The sequence below is a fragment of the Nonomuraea gerenzanensis genome, assembly GCF_020215645.1.
In the GTDB taxonomy this organism is placed as follows: domain Bacteria; phylum Actinomycetota; class Actinomycetes; order Streptosporangiales; family Streptosporangiaceae; genus Nonomuraea; species Nonomuraea gerenzanensis.
The window spans coordinates 8,309,415-8,324,319 of sequence record NZ_CP084058.1; the positions used below are offsets into that span (position 1 = coordinate 8,309,415).

The window sequence follows — 14,905 nt, forward strand, 5'->3', positions numbered from 1 at the left end:
ACCACCCCTTCCGAGGAGAGACCCCATGCGCGCACGACCTGCCCTGGCCGCCCTGGCCGTGCTTCCCGCGCTGCTGCTGACCGGCTGCGGCGGCGGTGGTGCCGAGGCGACCGGCTCGGCCGCCACCTGCCCCGACGGGAAGATCCGCTTCGGCGTCGAGCCGTACGAGGATCCGGCCAAGCTCAAGCCGGCCTACGAGACCCTCGCCGCCGCGCTGCAGAAGAGCCTGAACTGCCCGGTCGAGCTGAAGATCGTCGAGGACTACTCGGCCGAGGTGCTGGCCATGCGCAACGGCCGGCTGGAGATGGCCCAGTTCGGCCCGCTCGGCTACGTCTTCGCCAGCACCAAGGCCGACGCCCAGCCCGTCGCCTCCTTCGCCGACGCCGAGGGCGCGCTGACCACGTACACGGCCGGCATCTGGGTGCCCGCGGACTCGCCGATCACCTCGGTCAAGGACCTGAAGGGCAAGTCCCTGGCGCTGTCCAGCCCCGGCTCGACCTCGGGTGACGCGCTGCCCCGCTACGCGCTCAAGACGCAGGGCCTGGCCGAGGCCGACGTGAAGATCGACTACGCGGGCGGTCACCCGGAGGCGCTGCTGGCCCTGGCCAACGGCAAGGTGGACGCCGCCGAGATCAACAGCCAGCAGCTCGCCACCGCGCAGGCGGAAGGCAGCCTCGACCCCGCGAAGTACCGCCAGGTGTGGACCTCCGAGCCCATCCCGAACGACCCGATCACCGTGTCAGGCAAGCTCGACCCGGCTCTGCGCGCCGCGATCACCTCGGCGCTGCTGAAGCTGGGGCCGTCCGACGTCGCCAAGGTCGGCGCGTTCCTGGACGTGAACCCGCCCGGGCCGCTGGTGGCCGTCACCAAGGACACCTACCAGCCGCTGTTCGACCTGGCCACCGCGCTCGGCCTGACCGAGAAGGACGTATGACGATGACCTCGCCACAGGCGGTGGGCGTGCGCGCGGCGCCCGCGCTCGCCGTGCGCGGGCTGCGCAAGTCGTTCGCCGGCAGGACGGTGCTGGACGGGCTCGACCTGAGCCTGGCGCCCGGCGAGTTCGTCGCCCTGCTCGGCGCGAACGGCAGCGGCAAGTCCACCGCGCTGCGTTGCGTCGTCGGGCTGGAGCGCCCGGACGGCGGCGAGATCCTGGTCCACGGCCGGCCCGCCGACACGGCCTCGCTGCGCCGTCGGATGGCGATGATCTTCCAGCAGATCCACCTCGTGCACCGCCGCAGCGCGCTCGACAACGTCTGCGCGGGCGCCCTGGGACGGTTGCCGCTGCGGCGCTCGCTCACCCCGATCCTGTTCCCCCGCGAGCTGCGCGAGGAGGCCATGGTCTGCCTGGACCGGGTCGGCATGGCCGATCGGGCCGCCGAGCCGGCCGGGCGGCTGTCGGGCGGCCAGCGGCAGCGGGTCGCCATCGCGCGGGCGCTGTGCCAGCGGGCGGAGATCATCCTGGCCGACGAGCCGGTCTCCGCGCTCGACCCGGCCGCGGCCGAGCAGGTGGTCGCCCTCCTCGCCGACCTCGCCCACGACCAGGGCCTGGCCGTCGCCGCCGTGCTCCACCAGCCCGACCTGGCCCGCCGCCACGCCGACCGCGTGGCCGGCCTGCTGCACGGCCGCGCCACGCTCGACGCCCCGGCCGCGACCCTCACCGCCACCGACCTCGCCACCCTGTACGCCCCGGACCACCGCCGGCCGGACCCCACCACCCCCGGCCCCACCGCCCCGGACCGCGCCGCCCCGCACCTCGCCGCGCCGCACCCCACCACCCCGCACCCCACCACCCCGGACTGCGCCGCCCCGCATCTCGTCGCGCCGGAGCGCGCCCCGGCGCACCATCACGCCGATCAGGAGCCCCGATGAGCAGCACCACCGCGGGCACGCTTCCCCCCGACGACCGCCTCACCCCGCCCCGCCGGCGCCCCGTCACCACGGCCACCGCCACCGTCACCGTGGCCGTCGTGCTCGCCCACGTGCTGGCCTGGAACGGCACCGAGTTCTCCCCCGCCGCCCTCATCCAGGGCTGGCGCGGCATGGCGGACTTCGCCGGCCAGGCCCTGCCACCGGACCTGTCCTGGGACGGGGTGCTGCTGCCCGGCCTCACGGCGGCGCTCGTCACGCTGGGCATCGGCCTGCTGGGCACCACGTTCTCGGTCCCGTTCGCACTCGTCCTCGCCCTGCTGGCAGCCCGTACGACGGCGCCGAACCGCTGGGCCTACCAGGCGGCCCGCTCGGTGCTGTCGTTCCTGCGCGCCGTGCCCGACGTCGTCTTCGCGCTGGTCTTCGTCACCGCCGTGGGCCTCGGCCCGTTCGCCGGCGTACTGGCGCTGATCTTCCACAACACGGGCGTGATGGGCAAGCTGTGGGCCGAGGCCATGGAGGAGATCGACCTCGGCCCGCGTGACGCGCTGCGCGTCGGCGGCGCGTCGGGCGTGCAGGCCGCCGCGCACGCGGTGCTGCCCGCGGTGGTGCCGCAGTTCGTCGGGCTGCTGCTCTACCGCTTCGACGTGAACGTACGCTCGTCGCTCGTGCTCGGCCTCGTGGGAGCCGGCGGCATCGGCTTCCTCGTCAACCAGTCGATCAAGCTGTTCCGGTTCGACGAGCTGGTCACGCACCTGGCGATCGTCATGGTGCTGGTGGTCGCCGTGGACCAGCTCTCCGCGTACGTGCGCCGCCGCATCGGCGGTTGAGCGGTCAGCCACGACGGCGGCCACTCCTCTCCCGCCCGGACAGCCCGCTGGAGGCCGAGCCGACGCCCCGAGGGGCCCGGTCGGGATCGGGCACCCAGGAGCGCGGGTCGGCCGGATCCGGCAGGCGGGCGGGCCGCAGCTGGGCGAGCAGTGAGCGCAGGAGCGGGCGCGGGTTGCGCCGGGACCAGACCACCGACCACGGCAGGAGCGGCACCGGATCGACGATCGGGATCCGGCGCAGCCCGCTCCCCGCGGCCTCGATGCTCATCTCGCCCAGCCCCACGGCGCTCTTCTCGGCCAGGAACTGCTCCACCAGGTGCCGCACCCCGATCGCGGGCGCGTTGAAGCGCAGCGGCGCGCCGAACCGGGCGGCGAGGCGTTCCAGGTAGCCGCGCCACTCGGCGGCGCCCGCCGGGTCCGGCATGGCGATGCCGCCCGCCCGCAGGTCCGCCGGCCGCAGCTCGGTCCTGCCGGCGAGCGGATGGTCCTCCGGGACGAACGCGGCCAGCGGCTCCAGGTGCACGAGCCGGTGCGCCAGCTCGGACGGCCAGGGCCCCGGCAGGTCGTGCGCCCGGCCGAAGGCGGCGTCGATCTCCTGCCTGCGCAGCGCGGGCAGCGCGACCGCGAGCCCCTGCCGCATGCTCAGCTCCACCCGCAGCCGCGGATCGCGCTCGCTGGCCTCGCGCACCAGGCGCAGCGGCGTGAAGCGCTCGTCGTAGACGTCCACCCGGATCGGGTCGCCGGGCGCGCGCACGACCTCCACGGCCCGGTCGAAGGCCGCCACCGCCTCGGCCGCCGCGGGCAGGAAGCGCCGCCCGGCGGTCGTCAGCTCGATGGACCGGGTGGTGCGCTCGAACAGCGCGGCGCCCAGCGCGTCCTCCAGCCTGCGGATGCGCTTCGACAACGCCTGCTGGGTGATGAACAGCCGCGCGCCGGCCCTGCCGAAGTGCAGCTCCTCCGCGGTCACCACGAAGGCACGCATGCCCGAGATGTCCGCGTCCACGGCAGGAGGATGGACTGACAACGAACGGTTGTCAATCCGGCCGGGATCGCTGTTGGACGCGGGCGTCCGGGACCGGGTTTCCTGGTCGTCGCAGCGAGGGGAAGGCGGAACAGTGGAGATCGTGGAGATTCGCCGGGAGTTGCACCTGGTGCGGCTGGCGTTCGGGCAGGCGTACCTGTGGCACGAGGCGGGGGCGCTCACGCTGGTGGACACGGGCATCGCCACCAGCGGTGACGAGATCGCCGAGGCGATCGGCCGGCTCGGCCTGCGCACGCAGGACGTACGCCGGGTCGTGCTCACCCACTACCACGAGGACCACTGCGGCGGCGCGGCGGCGGTCGCGGCGTGGGGCGAGGCAGAGGTGCTGGCCCACCGGGCGGAGGCGCCGGTGATCAGGGGCGAGGTGCCGGCGCCGCCGCCTGCCTTCACCGAGGAGGAGCGGGCGCTGCACCGCAGCCTCGGCGCCCACCTGCTGCCGCCCGCCCCGCCGTGCCGGGTGGACCGGGAGCTGGAGGACGGTGACCTGATCGCGTTCGGGGGCGGGGCGCGGGTGGTCGCCACCCCCGGGCACACGCCCGGCAGCATCGCCGTGCACCTGCCGCGGGCGGGGGTGCTGTTCACCGGTGACACCGTGGCGCACGTCGGCGGGCAGGTCATGCCGGGGGTGTTCAACCTGGACCGCGAAGAGCTGCTGCGCTCGTTCCGGCGGCTCGCGGAGCTGGACGCGCAGGTCGCCTGCGTGGGGCACGGCGACCCGATCACGGACGCGCGCGCCGCGCTCCAGAAGGCGGCCCAGGCGACTTTGTGACAACGCCCGCGGTAGACGGTTCGGCTGCCGCCTCCTCGCCGACCAAGACGCCGCCCGGGCTCATCGGGCTGCGGGCCGGCGGCACCGGGTTCGCGCTGACCGTCGCGCGGGCGCTGTCCCACGACCCCGGCGACGAGGCGGGGCTGGCGGAGTGGGCCGAGCGGCTGCACGTCAGCGTCAAGACGCTGCAGCGCGACTTCGAGCGCGAGTTCGGCATGCCGTACTCGAAGGTGCGCACCAAGCTGCGGCTGAGCACGTCGCGGGTGCTGCTGGAGACCCGCCCGGTGGCCGAGGTGGCGCACCGCGTCGGCTACTCCAGCCCGTCGGCGTTCATCACGGCCTTCACCAAGGAGTACGGCTGCACGCCCGGCCGCTACGCCGAGCGCGAGTACGACAGCGCCGGCTGAGCCGACTGCAACAGCTTGGCGCTGATCTGCTTGCGGGAGACGATGCCAAGCTTGGCGAAGACCTTGCGCAGGTGCCACTCGACGGTGTGCGGGCTGATGAAGAGCTGGGCTCCGATCTCGGGGTTGGTCAGCCCGTCGCCGGCCAGGCGGGCGATCTGCGCCTCCTGGGCGGTGAGCGCGGCGCGCTCGTCCGGCGTGCGTCTGCGCACCGTCTCGCCGGTGGCCTGCAGCTCGCGCCTGGCCCGCTCCGCGAACGCCTCCGCCCCCATCGCGCTGAGCGCCTCGTAGGCCAGGCCCAGCTGCTCGCGCGCGTCGACGCGGCGGTTCTCCCTGCGCAGCCACTCGCCGTAGAGCAGCCGGGCGCGGGCCAGCGACGTGCGCACCTCGGTGCGGCCGAGCCGCTCGATCGCCTCCTCGTAGCGGGACTCGGCGGCCGGGCCCTGGCTCACCTGGGCCAGCAGCATGGCCGAGGTGCCCAGCGCCCAGTCGGTGCCGCCGGCCCTGGCCAGCTCGTCCAGCTTGCCGGCGGCCTCGGCGGCGCGGGCCGGCCTGCCGCTCCTGGCGGCGGCCTCGACCAGCTCGATCATCGAACGCATGTACGTGCCGCCGAGCTCCTGGGGGTGCTCCGCGCCGCGCTCGGCCGCGACGTAGGCCTCCTCGTAGCGGCCGAGGCCGTTGCCGAGCACCGCGGCGGCCCACTGGGTGGCGGTCAGCACCTTACCCTCCCCCTGGATGGCCGGGTCGCGCATGATCGCCTCGCTCACCTCGCGGGTCACGGCCTCCCGGCCCGTCCACGCCGCGAGCACCAGGGCCGCGTACTGGGCCAGGTGGCGGCTGCCCGTCACCTCGCCGATCGTCGCCGCCTCCGCGACCAGCTCGCCTGCGGTGTCGAGCTCGCCGGCCAGGACCCGGTTGGCCACCAGCATGTGCAGCGCCGACGGCAGCACGGCCAGCGCGCCCGTCTCGCGGGCCAGGCCGACGAGCCGGGTCGAGAGCGCCGTCCAGGTCTCGAAGTCCCACACGTTGTGCGCCATGCGGGCGGCGAACGGAAGCCAGCCGAGCCCCTCCTCCTTGGCCACGCCGCCGGTGCGGAAGGCGTCCAGGGCCTGGCGGACCAGCGGCACGCCCGCCGCGTACCCCTCGGTCGTCGCCCTGGCCACGCCGTTCAGCAGCAGGTCGTTGCGCTCCGGCGGCGGGCCGGGCGGCGCGGCGAGCGTCGCCTCGGCGATGTCCGCCGCCTGCGCGCCACTGGGCAGGCGGCCGGCGGCCATGGCCGCGTTCAGCGCGTCGCGGTAGGTCTCGCGGGCCAGCCCCGCGTCCAGCGGCTCCAGCCGCTTGGCGGCCTTGAGCAGCAGCGGCAGGGCGGCTCCCGCGCTGGTCGCGGCGAAGGTGATCCGGCCGCGCAGCAGGTCGGCCTGGGCGCGGTCGCGATCGTCCAGCGGGCTCAGCTCGGCCGCGTCCAGCAGCTCGAACGCGGCGTCGTAGCCGCCGGCCCGGTACTTGGCCGTGGCCGCCGCCAGCCCTCTGACGCCGCGCTGCCGGGGGTCGGGGGTCAGCTCGGCCGCCCGCTCCAGGAACGCGGCCGCCGCCGCCACGCCGCCGCGCGCCTGCGCCCGGCCGGCCGAGCGCTCCAGCTCGGCGGCCACGCCCTCGTCGGCGGAAGGCGCGGCGTTGGCCAGGTGCCACGCCCGGCGGTCGGGGTCCGTCTGCGGGTCGGTCGCCTCGGCCAGCGCGCGGTGCACCCGCTGCCTGTCCTCCAGGGGCGCCGCCCGGTAGGCCATCGACCGGACGAGGGGGTGGCGGAACCGTACGCGGGTGCCGATCGTGATCAGGCCCTCCGCCTCGGCCGGGGCCGCGGCGGCCGGCTCGATGTCCAGCAGCTCCGCCGCCTGGGTCAGCAGGGTCACGTCGCCCACCGGCTCGGCCGCCGCGACGAGCAGCAGCAGCCTGGTGTCGGCGGGCAGCGCGCGGACGCGCCGCAGGAAGCTCTGCTCGATCTGACCGGCCAGCGGCCGCGCGTCTGGCCGCCCGAACCCGCCCGCCAGCTCCGCGGGCGTCAGCCCGCGCGGCAGCTCCAGCAGGGCCAGCGGGTTGCCCTGCGCCTCGGCCACGATGCGGTCCCTGACCCGCTCGTCCAGCCGCCCGGGGGTGACGGAGTCCAGCAGGGCGCGGGCGTCGCCGTCGCTGAGCCGGCCCACTTCGAGCTGCGGCAGCCCGGCCAGCTCGGGCTCCAGGCACGGCTCGCGTACCGCCAGCACCAGCCCGACCCGCTCGGCGAGCAGGCGCCGCGCCACGAAGGCGAGGGTCTGCGCGGAGACCCGGTCCAGCCACTGCGCGTCGTCGACCAGGCAGATCAGCGGCTCCCTGTCGGAGGCGTCGGCGAGCAGGCTGAGCACCGCCAGGCCCACCAGGAACCGGTCAGGGGGCGTGCCCGCGCACAGGCCGAACGCCGTCCCCAGCGCCTCGCGCTGCGGCTCGGGCAGCCGGTCGAGCCGGTCGAGGAACGGGGCGCACAGCTGGTGCAACCCGCCGTAGGCCAGCTCCATCTCCGACTCCACGCCCGCCGCCCTGGCGATCCGGCAGCCGGCCGCGCTGCCGCGCGAGTACTCCAGCAGCGCCGACTTGCCGATGCCTGCCTCGCCCCGCAGGACCAGCACCGCGCTGCGGCCACCCTGGACGGTCGCCACCAGCCCGTCGAGCGCCTCGCACTCGCCCTGCCGGCCACGCAACCTGGCTTCCCTGCTCACGCTGGCCCCCGCTCTCGACCGATCGATCGCGAGAGGCGACCGACCTTCGATTTTATGGTGGCCTCACACCCCGGCCGTTCGCCCTCCGGCCCCCGCCCCAGGTTCTGCATCAGCGACCCGAACCCCACGCCCAGCACCCCGATCCCGGCGGAGCCGTGGCAGTAGGGGCAGTGGAAGGCGGAGCGGCCCCACAGCTCCGCCACCCCGCGCGGGCCGGGCAGGTCGTCGGTCAGGCCGGTGGCCAGCAGCAGCAGCAGCCGCTGCGCCCGCGCCGTCGGGGGCGTTGCGGCCCTCCCCGGCGTCGATCAACAGCACCGTGCGATGGACCCGTTCCAGGGTCAGCGCGGCGGCCGTCCCGGCCGGGCCGCCGCCGACGGCGTCGTACATGTCTGCCTCCATGAGCGGTGATCGCTGGACGGGGAGGCAAGTCTGCACGTTGATGTCAACATGAAGTCAAGCGGATCAGCCGCCGGGGCGCACCAGGCCGCTCTCGTAGGCCAGGATGACGAGCTGCACCCTGTCGCGCACCTCCAGCTTGGCGATCGCCCTGGTGATGTGGGTCTTGGCGGTGAGCGGGCTGATGACCAGGCGTTCGGCGATCTCGGCGTTCGACAGGCCGAGCGCGACGAGCTTGACCGCCTCCAGCTCCCGCGAGGTCAGGGCCGCCAGCCGCTGCCCCGCGCCGGGCGAGAGGTCCTGCCGGTGGGCGAACTGCTCGACGACGCGGCGGGTGACGCCCGGCGACAGCAGCGCGTCCCCGGCCGCGACGGCGGCGACCGCCCTGCGCAGCTCGGCGGGCTCGACCTCCTTGGTGAGGAAGCCGCTGGCGCCGGCGCGCAGGGCGGCGAAGACGTGCTCGTCGCTGTCGAACGTGGTCAGGATGATGACGCGGCAGCCGGGCACCCCCGGGCCGGTGACGATCCGGCGGGTGGCGGCGATGCCGTCGGTGCCCGGCATGCGGATGTCCATGAGGACGACGTCGGGCCGGGTGCTCGCGGCCAGCCGGACGGCCTCGTCGCCGTCCTGGGCCTCGCCGACGACCGTGATGTCCCGCGAACGCGCCAGCAGGCTGCGGAAGCCGGCCCGTACGAGTGCCTGGTCGTCGGCGAGGAGCACCTTGATCGTCATACCGCCGAGCCTGCCACAGGGATCTCGGCCCGCACCGCGAAGCCGCCGGGAACCGGCCCGGCGGTGAGCGTGCCCCCGAGCGCGCTCACCCGCTCCCGCATACCGGCCAGGCCGTGGCCGTCGATGATCTCGGTGGCGCCGCGCCCGTCGTCGGTGACCTCGACCATGACCCAGCCAGGCCGGTAGTCGATCGTCACCCCGGCCCGGCTCGCGCCCGCGTGCTTGAGCGTGTTGGCGAGCGACTCCTGGACGACGCGGTACAGGGCGATGGCCGGCATGGCGGGGACGGCGGCGGGGTCGCCGCGCTCGTCCAGCGTCACCTCCAGCCCGGCGGCGCGGGCGTCGGCGATCAGCGTGCCCACGTCGGACAGCCCCGGCTGCGGCGCGGTGTCCCCGGAGTCGTCGCGCAGGGTCGCGATGAGGGAGCGCAGGTCGGTCATCGCGCGGTTGCGCACGTCCTTGGCCACGCGCAGCGCGGTGGCCGCCGCCGCCGGGTCCTGGTCGTCCAGGGCGTCGGCGGCGACGTTGAGCTGGACGCCGACGAGGGCCAGCGTGTGCGCGATGACGTCGTGCACCTCGTGCGAGACGCGCAGCCGTTCCTCCGCCACACGGGCCCGCTCGTCGCTCTCGCGCAGCCGCTCCCGCCAGCGCATCGCGGCGGCGTAGGTGAGGCCGCCGGCGATGAGGACCGCCAGCAGCAGCCCCTCCCCCGCGACGTGGAAGACGTAGCGGAAGACGTTGTTGTCGATGATGGGGTAGGCGTCGATCGCGGAGTGGACGAGCTGGGCCACCCCGACGACGGCCACCCAGCGCACGTGGCGCGTGGTGGCGGCGGTGAAGTAGGCCACCGCGATGGGCCAGATCCAGCCGGCCGGGGACCACATCCCCAACACGTTGTGATAGACCACCATCCCGGCGACCGACAGCAGCAGCACCGTCATCGGCCGGCGACGCCTGACCAGCAGGAGCGCCCCAAGGTACAGGCCGACCTGGATCGGCCCGTCCCAGGGGCTGAGGGAGATCGGGCCCACCCACCGGTTGTAGATGCCGGTGGCCAGGGCGACCGCGACGAAGAAGACGAAGGTGATGACGGCCAGCGCGACGTCGGTGATCCCGGCGAGGTGCCGGACGGGAGCGGGAGCGGGAGCGCGTCGTGGCAGCACTTCGGCCATGCGCGGGCGCCCTTTCTGAGGAGGGGACGGGGCCGGGGCCCCGTCCGGTGGACGTTCGGATCAGACGTGGGTGACCAGCAGGGTCACGCCCGCCTCGCCGCCGCAGTCGACGAAGACGGGCCCGACGCCGTTGCCGATCCTGGGCGAGAGGGTGCCCTTGGCCACGAACCCCTTCGGGTCATCCTTGACGATGCGGAGGTTCTCCAGGACCGGGCGCTCCCTGTCGATGCCGGCGATCACGGCCTTGAGCCCCTTGCCGCCCCCGCAGTGGCCGGTGATCGTCACCTCCTGGCCCCGCTCGGCCGTGGGGTTGGGGCTGACCTGGACCACCGCCCTGGCGCCCTTCGGCGGCTTCGGCGCTGACGCCGGAGCCGAGGTGTCCGTGACCGCACCGGCCTGCGCACCGGCCGATCCGATCAGTCCCGCCGTCAGACCCAGCGCGGCGATCGTGGTGACGACTCTCTTGACCATGGTGAGTTCCTCCCGATGCGTTCTGCTCGGGGAGCCACGCTAGGGCGGGCCGCTCCACGGGCGCGTCGTCCGCCGGCCGTCACTGGGGCTTGCACCGATCGCCGTACGGCCTGCACCAGAAGGAGTAGGCGCGGTCGCGCACGACGGCCGAGGCCGTCGTGTCAGAAGTTTCACCTGACGGCACTCGGCACTGGTGAAACGCAGTGTGATGTACGACACTCTTCCTAGAACTCTGTTTTAGAACAGGGTTCTGGGGGTTTCCCACGTCCGACGCACCACGGGGGACACCAGAACGCGAGGAGAAAGTCATGGTGAAGGCCGCCGCCCGCGAACGCCGCAAACTCGGATCACCGCCGCGAGGCGGCATCACCGCCACCGATCCCAACCCCTTCGGCTGGGGACCGTTCGTCGTGCTGTTCATCGTCGGCATGGTCGATCGCATCGAAGCCAACCTCATGTCCGGCGTGCTGCCCCTGATCCAGGCCGAATGGGGGTTCAGCGACACGGCCGCCGGATCCATCCCGACCGCCGCCGCGCTGGCCGCCGCCGCCGTCGCGCTGCCCGCCGGCTACCTCGCCGACCGGTACAACCGCACCAGGATCATCGCGGTCGTCGTCCTCTGCTGGGCCCTGGCCACCCTGGGCAGCGGCCTGGCCACCGGCTTCGCCGCCTTCTACCTCATGCGGGTCCTGCTCGCCGCCGCCGAGAACATCGACAACCCCGCCGCCAGCAGCCTGCTCGCGGACTTCTACCCCGCCGCCACCCGCATGCAGGTGTACGGCTGGACCCGGATGACCACCTACCTCGGCGGCGTGGGCACGCTGCTGGGCGGCCTCATCGGGCAGGCCTTCGGCTGGCGGGCCGCGTTCCTGCTGATGGCCGTCCCGGGAGCGCTGACCGCCGTCCTCGTCTGGCGGCTGCGCGAGCCGGAGCGCGGCCAGATCGACAAGATCATGGCCACCGCGACCCCCGCGACCGCCACCGTGCCCCGGCAGGCGCCGCCGCCCGGCGCGCTGGAGCCGCCGCAGGCCGGCCCGCCGCAGGCCGGCCCGCCGCAGGCCGACCCGGCGCCCATCGGCACCGTGAAGCCGCCCTTCTGGCCCCAGGTACGCCAGGTCCTGGCCACCCGTACCCTGGTCCTCGTCTCTCTCGGCGTGATGATCCTGACCCTCGGCCTCGGCGGCGTCTACTTCTGGCTGCCGTCCCTCATGGTCCGGGCCTTCGGCATGGAGACCGGCGTGGCCAGCAGCATCAGCGGCGGCGTCACCATCGTGGGCGTGCTCGGCGGCACCCTGCTCGGCTCCCACCTCGGCAAGCGGGTGCACGGCCGGGTCAAGGGCGGCCGGCTGCTCGTCGGCGGCTCCGGCATCACCCTCGGCTCGTCCCTGCTCGGCGCCGCCCTGCTGATGAGCGATTCCGTGGCGCTGGTGATCCTGCTGCTGCTCGCCGTGACGATCTCCTCCACCGCGATCCCGACCTGCACGGCCTGCATCGCCGACGTGGTGGGAGCCGGGTCGAGGGGCGTCGGCTTCGCCGTCCTGCAGTTCCTGCTGACGATCGGCGTCGCCTTCGGCCCGCTCATCGTCGGCATGGCCTCCGACGCCTCCGGCTCCCTCCTCACCGCCATGTACGCGCTGATCGTGCCGATGGTGCTGGGCGGCCTGGTGGTGCTGACCTCGCGTGGCTCGTACGAACGGGAGGCGGCCCGCGTCCTCGACGAGGCCCGCGACTGCTGATCGCTCAGCGGGAGGCCAGGACGGCCTCCCGCACGTCGAACCGGCCTTTCAGGAACCCGTGCCGCCGCCCCAGCTCGGCCAGCCGCCGCAGCCCCGGCAGGTCGATCGCGGTGGGGTAGCCGCCCTGCTTGATCGCCGCGGTCTGCGCGCGGGGAATCTTGACGTAGTACGGCAGGACCGCCTCCACCTCCCGGGGGTCATCCGCGATCACGCGGTGCGCCTTGCCGAGCGCGCGCTGGAAGGCCGCCAGCGTGGCGGGGTTGCGCTGGATCCACGTGTCGGCGGCCATCCACCCCTGCCCCGGCAGCCCCGCGAACTCGCCGGTCATCAGGTCCTTCAGCACCCGCATCTGGCCCTGCTGGACCCCCTGCGTGATGTGCGGCTCGGTCGCCAGCGCGGCGTCGAACCGGCGGCGGTCCATCGCCATGCCCATGTCGGGCAGCGGGGTCTCGACCAGCTTGACGTCGTCCAGGCTCAGCCCGGCCTGCTCCAGCAGGCCGGCGAGCGCGAACTCCTCCGTGCTGCGCAGGTACGGGACGCCGATCTTCTTCCCCTTGAGCCCGGCCACGCTCCTGATCCCGGACCCGGGCCTGACGACGAGCGCGGAGGTCCCGGCCCTCGCCTGGTACAGCCCTGAGACGAGCTTGAGCGGATGGCCCTGCTCGACCGCCTTCATGGTGGTCAGGTAGTCGGTCTGGGAGAGGTCCAGCTCGCCGCTGAGCACCTTGGGCACGCCGGCGGGGCCGCCGACGATGATGTGCGGCGTCACGGACAGCCCCTCCTGCTCGAAGTAGCCCTTGGCGACGGCCACGAACAGGGGCGCCGACGCCGCGCTCGGGACGGCCCCGACCTCGATCGTGGTCTGCTCGGGCCTGCTGACCGGCGCGGCCGGCTCCCGTGGCGTCTCCGGCAGCACGCGGATGCCGAGCCAGGCGGCGAGCACCGTCACCACGACCACCGCCGCGGCGGCGAACGCCGTGCGGTTGCGCCGCCTGCGCTGGTGGATCACCATCGCCCGGGCAGCCAGGTCCCGCTCCGGCATGTCGTCCGCGATGCGCTCGAACGCGTCCTTCAGCCAGGTCATCGGTGCGTCTCCTTCGCCTCGGCCGGATCCATGACGGGAAGGTTCGGCGCCAGCTCGGGCGCCAGCGCGCGCAACCGCGCCAGGGCGTGGTGCGTCTGGCTCTTCACGGTGCCGACCGAGCACTCCATCAGGTCGGCGACGTCGCGCTCGGTCCGGTCCTCGAAGAAGCGCAGGACGAGCACCGCGCGCTGCTTGGGCGTGAGCCGCATCAGCGCCTGCCGGAGGGTGATCCGCAGCACGGCCGCGTCCTCCGGCCAGTGGGCCCGCTCGGGGGGCTCCGCGCTCGACACCTCGCCGGAGGCGCGCCGCCGGCGCCACGAGATGTACTGGTTCACCATGGCCCTGCGCGCGTACAGGTCGAGCTTGTCGATGTGGCGTAACTTCGGCCAGCGCGCGATCATCCGGACCAGCACGCTCTGCACGAGGTCCTCGGCGAGATGCTCCTCGCCGGTGAGCAGGTAGGCCAGCCGCAGCAACGAGCGCTGGTGAGCATCGACGAACGCCCGGAAGCCGGCATTGCGATCCAACGTCTCTCCTCAGTTTCGGTCAATCTCCAGACGCTGCCGGAAGGCCGAAAGGTTGGAGCCTGGTCGCAGCCGGGCGCGGACGCCACCGGGCGGCGGGCCGCTACTCTGCCCCCATGGTGACGCACGAGCGGGAGATCACGGAGCCCGTCGACCTGTGCCTGCCCGGCGGGCGGCTCAACCCGGAGGCGGTCGGCTGGACGCGGCGCCCGCTGCACCGGGCCAACCTGCGGGGCTGGGGCCGCACCAAGCGCTGGGAGTACTGGGGCGTGGTCACCCCCGATCACGTGATCGGCCTGGTGGCCTCGTCGCTCGACTACGCCGGCGTGCACGGGCTGTACGTGCTGGACCGGGCCACCGGCGAGGAGACGTCCAAGGACGTGGTGGTGCCGCTGGCGCGCGGCACGGTGCTGCCGGAGCGCAGCGGCGCGGGCACCGCGTCGGCACGCGCGAACGGGCTGGCCATCGACATCGGCCAGCACCCGGGGGGCAGCACGGTGCGGGCGGTGGCGCCCGGCGTGGAGGTCGAGCTGGAGATCCCGGTGCCCGACGGGCACGAGTCGCTCGGCGTCGTGGTGCCCTGGGGTCCCGGCCGCTTCCAGTACACGGTCAAGGACGTCGGGCGTCCGGTACGCGGCCGGTTGCGGCTCGGGCAGGCCGAGCACGAGATCAGCGAGCGGGACTCCTTCGCCGTGCTGGACCACGGGCGCGGGCGCTGGCCGTACTCGGTCGTGTGGAACTGGGCGGCGGGCAGCGCGCCGGGGCGGGCCGTCCAGCTCGGCGGCAAGTGGACCGACGGCACCGGGATGACGGAGAACGCCCTGTTCGTCGGCGGGCGGCTGCACAAGATCGGCGAGGAGCTGGCGTGGCAGTACGATCGCGGCGACTGGCTGAAGCCGTGGCGGATCACGGGCACGCGGGTGGAGGCCGTGTTCACGCCGTTCCACGAGAAGATCTCCCGTACGGAGCTGGGGGTGGTCGGCTCCGAGACGCACCAGTGCTTCGGCCACTTCAGCGGACGGGCGCAGGCCGACGACGGCACCTGGATCGACCTCGACGGCCTGACCGGCTGGGCGGAGGAGGCCCGGCAGCGCTGGTGACCTCTGGTGCCGCCGGACGGGCGGGCCAG

The 14,905-nt window shown here is 74.1% G+C and carries 14 protein-coding genes; 7 read left to right on the top strand and 7 right to left on the bottom strand.

Annotated features, from left to right (window positions below):
• Positions 1 to 25 precede the first annotated feature (25 nt).
• Genes LCN96_RS38645 through phnE form a run of 3 tightly spaced genes read left to right on the top strand, consistent with a single transcriptional unit; the run spans position 26 to position 2,696 of the window.
• Complete coding sequence (locus LCN96_RS38645; protein ID WP_225267381.1) at positions 26 to 934, top strand: phosphate/phosphite/phosphonate ABC transporter substrate-binding protein; 909 nt, start codon at positions 26 to 28, stop codon at positions 932 to 934.
• 2 nt (positions 935 to 936) lie between these two features.
• On the top strand, positions 937 to 1,869 hold the full coding sequence (locus tag LCN96_RS38650; protein ID WP_225267382.1) for a phosphonate ABC transporter ATP-binding protein: 933 nt from the start codon (positions 937 to 939) through the stop codon (positions 1,867 to 1,869).
• Complete coding sequence (phnE, locus tag LCN96_RS38655; RefSeq protein ID WP_225267383.1) at positions 1,866 to 2,696, top strand: phosphonate ABC transporter, permease protein PhnE; 831 nt, start codon at positions 1,866 to 1,868, stop codon at positions 2,694 to 2,696. The genes LCN96_RS38650 and phnE overlap by 4 nt, the downstream gene beginning before the upstream one ends.
• A gap of 4 nt (positions 2,697 to 2,700) precedes the next feature.
• Here the strand turns inward: phnE and LCN96_RS38660 are convergent, their stop codons facing one another.
• Complete coding sequence (locus tag LCN96_RS38660) at positions 2,701 to 3,699, bottom strand: LysR family transcriptional regulator (protein ID WP_225267384.1); 999 nt, start codon at positions 3,697 to 3,699, stop codon at positions 2,701 to 2,703.
• 121 nt (positions 3,700 to 3,820) lie between these two features.
• Here LCN96_RS38660 and LCN96_RS38665 point away from each other — a divergent pair, with 121 nt between their 5' ends.
• Positions 3,821 to 4,507 carry an MBL fold metallo-hydrolase gene (locus LCN96_RS38665; RefSeq protein ID WP_225267385.1) on the top strand — a complete coding sequence of 229 codons (687 nt, stop codon included), beginning with the start codon at positions 3,821 to 3,823 and terminating at the stop codon, positions 4,505 to 4,507.
• A complete protein-coding gene (locus tag LCN96_RS38670; protein ID WP_225267386.1) occupies positions 4,504 to 4,914 on the top strand; it encodes a helix-turn-helix domain-containing protein in 411 nt (136 codons plus the stop codon). Before LCN96_RS38665 ends, LCN96_RS38670 begins: the two co-directional genes overlap by 4 nt.
• On the opposite strand, the gene LCN96_RS38675 is transcribed toward LCN96_RS38670, so the two are convergent.
• The 4 genes from LCN96_RS38675 to LCN96_RS38695 all read right to left on the bottom strand — a co-directional run bounded on the left by LCN96_RS38675 (position 4,881) and on the right by LCN96_RS38695 (position 10,432).
• The gene (locus LCN96_RS38675; protein ID WP_225267387.1) at positions 4,881 to 7,661 is read right to left on the bottom strand and encodes a helix-turn-helix transcriptional regulator; all 2,781 of its coding nucleotides are present in this window, start codon (positions 7,659 to 7,661) and stop codon (positions 4,881 to 4,883) included. The genes LCN96_RS38670 and LCN96_RS38675 overlap by 34 nt on opposite strands.
• 462 nt (positions 7,662 to 8,123) lie before the next feature.
• Positions 8,124 to 8,789, bottom strand: coding sequence for a response regulator transcription factor (locus LCN96_RS38685; RefSeq protein ID WP_225267388.1), 666 nt, complete (start codon positions 8,787 to 8,789; stop codon positions 8,124 to 8,126).
• Positions 8,786 to 9,961: a sensor histidine kinase gene (locus tag LCN96_RS38690; RefSeq protein ID WP_225267389.1), complete on the bottom strand. Its 1,176-nt coding sequence runs from the start codon at positions 9,959 to 9,961 to the stop codon at positions 8,786 to 8,788. The genes LCN96_RS38685 and LCN96_RS38690 overlap by 4 nt, the downstream gene beginning before the upstream one ends.
• 60 nt (positions 9,962 to 10,021) lie before the next feature.
• Positions 10,022 to 10,432, bottom strand: coding sequence for a hypothetical protein (locus tag LCN96_RS38695; protein WP_225267390.1), 411 nt, complete (start codon positions 10,430 to 10,432; stop codon positions 10,022 to 10,024).
• 308 nt (positions 10,433 to 10,740) lie between these two features.
• Between LCN96_RS38695 and LCN96_RS38700 the strand changes: the two genes are divergently transcribed.
• The gene (locus LCN96_RS38700) at positions 10,741 to 12,168 is read left to right on the top strand and encodes an MFS transporter (RefSeq protein ID WP_225267391.1); all 1,428 of its coding nucleotides are present in this window, start codon (positions 10,741 to 10,743) and stop codon (positions 12,166 to 12,168) included.
• A 4-nt stretch (positions 12,169 to 12,172) separates the two neighbouring features.
• Here LCN96_RS38700 and LCN96_RS38705 read toward each other — a convergent pair whose 3' ends face one another.
• Both LCN96_RS38705 and LCN96_RS38710 read right to left on the bottom strand, forming a co-directional pair.
• Positions 12,173 to 13,252, bottom strand: a complete 1,080-nt coding sequence (locus LCN96_RS38705) for an ABC transporter substrate-binding protein (RefSeq protein WP_225267392.1) — start codon at positions 13,250 to 13,252, stop codon at positions 12,173 to 12,175.
• Complete coding sequence (locus tag LCN96_RS38710; protein ID WP_225267393.1) at positions 13,249 to 13,779, bottom strand: SigE family RNA polymerase sigma factor; 531 nt, start codon at positions 13,777 to 13,779, stop codon at positions 13,249 to 13,251. Before LCN96_RS38710 ends, LCN96_RS38705 begins: the two co-directional genes overlap by 4 nt.
• A gap of 113 nt (positions 13,780 to 13,892) precedes the next feature.
• Between LCN96_RS38710 and LCN96_RS38715 the strand changes: the two genes are divergently transcribed.
• Entirely contained in the window at positions 13,893 to 14,876 is a 984-nt protein-coding gene (locus LCN96_RS38715; RefSeq protein ID WP_225267394.1) for a DUF2804 domain-containing protein, read from the top strand.
• The last annotated feature ends 29 nt before the right edge of the window (positions 14,877 to 14,905 follow it).

Coding starts and splice junctions, on each gene's coding strand:
- LCN96_RS38700 (WP_225267391.1), top strand. CDS start 10,741: ATGGTGAAGGCCGCCGCCCGCGAACGCCGCAAACTCGGATCACCGCCG.
- LCN96_RS38650 (WP_225267382.1), top strand. CDS start 937: ATGACCTCGCCACAGGCGGTGGGCGTGCGCGCGGCGCCCGCGCTCGCC.
- phnE (WP_225267383.1), top strand. CDS start 1,866: ATGAGCAGCACCACCGCGGGCACGCTTCCCCCCGACGACCGCCTCACC.
- LCN96_RS38695 (WP_225267390.1), bottom strand. CDS start 10,432: ATGGTCAAGAGAGTCGTCACCACGATCGCCGCGCTGGGTCTGACGGCG.
- LCN96_RS38705 (WP_225267392.1), bottom strand. CDS start 13,252: ATGACCTGGCTGAAGGACGCGTTCGAGCGCATCGCGGACGACATGCCG.
- LCN96_RS38715 (WP_225267394.1), top strand. CDS start 13,893: ATGGTGACGCACGAGCGGGAGATCACGGAGCCCGTCGACCTGTGCCTG.
- LCN96_RS38645 (WP_225267381.1), top strand. CDS start 26: ATGCGCGCACGACCTGCCCTGGCCGCCCTGGCCGTGCTTCCCGCGCTG.
- LCN96_RS38685 (WP_225267388.1), bottom strand. CDS start 8,789: ATGACGATCAAGGTGCTCCTCGCCGACGACCAGGCACTCGTACGGGCC.
- LCN96_RS38690 (WP_225267389.1), bottom strand. CDS start 9,961: ATGGCCGAAGTGCTGCCACGACGCGCTCCCGCTCCCGCTCCCGTCCGG.